The organism is Blautia faecis (assembly GCF_020554845.1).
Lineage (GTDB): Bacteria > Bacillota > Clostridia > Lachnospirales > Lachnospiraceae > Blautia_A > Blautia_A faecis.
Genome location: NZ_JAJCIA010000073.1, coordinates 1 through 2,743, shown reverse-complemented (window position 1 = coordinate 2,743; position 2,743 = coordinate 1). Strand labels below are relative to the sequence as shown.

Here is a 2,743-nt window from a genome sequence, read left to right as displayed (position 1 = left end):
GTAATACACATTGTCCAAATGCGTCCGCATTAAAGAACTTTTAATCAACTAAATAGCAATGATGTCTAGTGATCAGCAGACTGAAATGCGGAAATTTCCTGTAAAAATCGTTGGCCGTATTTCTTAAGTTTGTTTTGTCCTACACCGGATACATTGAGCATTTCATCCTCATTCTGAGGAAGTTTACTGCACATATCGATAAGGGTTCTGTCGGTGAAGACGATGTAGGGAGGGACAGATTCTTCCTTGGCAATCTGGAGACGGAGCTGACGTAAGGCTTCAAAAAGGGCAGAATTGTGGCTGGAGTTTGTGGCGGTGGAATCAGTGGATGAGCTTTCGGTGGAAGCGGAAAAACTGTCCTTTTTGAATGGAGTTTTGTGTTTCTTTGTGGTTGATATTTTCTCTTTTTCTTTGAATTTCTTTATTATGATCTTTGTATTTTTATTTTGTAAATCTGCAATATTTCCTGCTTTTAAAACACTGTATTCTCCTTCTGTCTGGGTGATATAACCCATACGGATCATCTGGCTAATAAGGAGCCGGAGATCGGCTTCAGTGCGGTTCTCTAACTGACCATAGCAGTTGTAGGAGGTGGCGCCAATGTCCTTCAGACGGGCTTTTTTTGAGCCCAGGAGGGTGCCGATTACAAGAGCCTGGCCATAGCGGCCGCGCATTTCGGTGATGCAGCCGACTACCCATTTGGCATCCAGGGTCATATCCAGTTCTTCAAATTCCTGGTGGCAGTTGCCGCAATTATCACAAGGCTGATGTGTGGTTTCTCCGAAGTATTTCAGGATGTAATTGCGCAGACAGGAGGTGGTCATACAGTAGCCTTCCATAAGCTGGAGACGGCGGGAATCCTGATGTTTTACCTGTTCAATTTCCTGAAAATCCATACCTTCGAAGTCTTTGCTTCCAAGAAGGAGTTTGCTGATCATCACATCCTGAGTGGAAAAGAGAAGGATACATTTTGCAGGTTCACCATCACGTCCTGCGCGGCCAGCTTCCTGGTAATAGTTTTCCATGCTCTGAGGCATGTTGTAGTGGATGACGAAACGCACATTGGATTTGTCGATTCCCATGCCAAAAGCATTGGTGGCAATCACAACCTGAGCGCGGTCATAGATGAAATCATCCTGACTTTTTTTGCGGATATCGTTGCTCATTCCAGCGTGGTAACGGGTTACAGAGACGCCTTGTTTCAATAATTTCTCATACAAAGTATCCACGTTTTTTCTGGTGGCACAGTAGATGATTCCACTTTCGTTTGGGTGGGTTTCTATGTAATTTTGGATAAAGATGTCCTTCTGCTTTCCAGTGAGATGTTCCACTTGATAATAGAGATTTTCTCTGTCAAAACCAGTGACAACAACGTTGGGATTCTTCAGTTTCAGGATCCTTGCAATGTCATTTTTTACCACTTCTGTTGCGGTGGCAGTGAAGGCACTGATGATCGGATTGCCAGGCAGCTGTTCCACAAAATCTATGATTTTTAAGTAACTTGGACGGAAATCCTGTCCCCATTGGGAGATACAGTGGGCCTCGTCTACAGTTACCATGGAGATAGGAGTATGTAGCGCGAAGCTTAGAAATGAAGCTGTTTCCAGTCGTTCTGGTGCTACGTAAATAATCTTATAGACACCTCGCGCAGCGAAAGAAAGAGCCTTATTAATCTGTCCCTCAGTCAGTGAGGAATTAATATAAGCCGCGTGAATTCCTGCTTCATTCAGAGATTTCACCTGATCCTGCATAAGTGAGATCAGCGGTGAAACCACCAATGTAATTCCTGGCAAAAGCAGCGCTGGAACTTGATAACAAAGGGATTTTCCGGCCCCTGTCGGCATAATTGCCAGAGCATCTCTTCCACTTAAAATGGTATCTATAATTTCTCCTTGTCCTTCCCGGAAGGAATCATATCCGAAGTAAGTTTTTAAAATTTGTAAGGGAGATACTGGTGGAGTACCAGAATTTATTTCTTGTATATTCGAATTGTTTGTTGTCAATTTATTGACCTCCTGCGATGAAAATAGGTAACTGTTTAGTAGTTGCAAAGTTGCACACTTCGAGGGTGCTTTTAGTTTTTATCATATTTAATGTTGCGTGCATTGAGGTGCTTTTATTTTTTTATCATTTTTAATGCTGCCTGCGCCGTCTTGCCTGTAAGTTCTGTAATACTGGAAAGCACTGGCACATCTCCATATTTTCGGTTTTCATAAAACGCATAATAACATCCATATAGAATGTAAGTGAGCATAATATTAATGTCCTTGTCATCCCGATATTGAGGGTAAGCTCCAAACACCAGCTCCTTTAAAGCTGCTTCAATTTTCTGCACCAGGCATTTACTCCTGCTTCCCGAAAACAAAATTCCAATCAGCGAATCCTTTGCCAGAAACCCCATAAACAGTTCCCTGGAAAAAAAAGCAGTATCGTCCAGTACTCTCTCCGGATGAGTGAGATTCTCCATAATTGATACCACAACTTCCGTTTCCAATGTATCCGAGAGATGATAAATATCCTGATAATGTGCATAAAATGTAGATTTATTGATCTGCGCTTTCTCACACAACTCCTTAATCGTAATCCTCTCCAGCTCCTTATGAGAACGCAACTCTATAAAAGCATTTATAATACTCTGTCTGGTTTTTTCAATTCTAATATCCATATAGCGTTATCCTTTATTTTAATTTGCTATTTAGTTGATTAAAAGTTCTTCAATGCGGACGCATTTGGACAATGTGTA

The 2,743-nt window shown here is 41.8% G+C and carries 2 protein-coding genes; both read right to left on the bottom strand.

The genetic code is table 11. The features are described 5' to 3' along the window. Positions 1-65: 65 nt before the first annotated feature. Positions 66-2,003, bottom strand: a complete 1,938-nt coding sequence (gene recQ / locus LIZ66_RS18165; RefSeq protein WP_207748648.1) for a DNA helicase RecQ — start codon at positions 2,001-2,003, stop codon at positions 66-68. 113 nt (positions 2,004-2,116) lie between these two features. Then, positions 2,117-2,665, bottom strand: coding sequence for a TetR/AcrR family transcriptional regulator (locus LIZ66_RS18160; RefSeq protein WP_118578150.1), 549 nt, complete (start codon positions 2,663-2,665; stop codon positions 2,117-2,119). Positions 2,666-2,743: the final 78 nt, after the last annotated feature.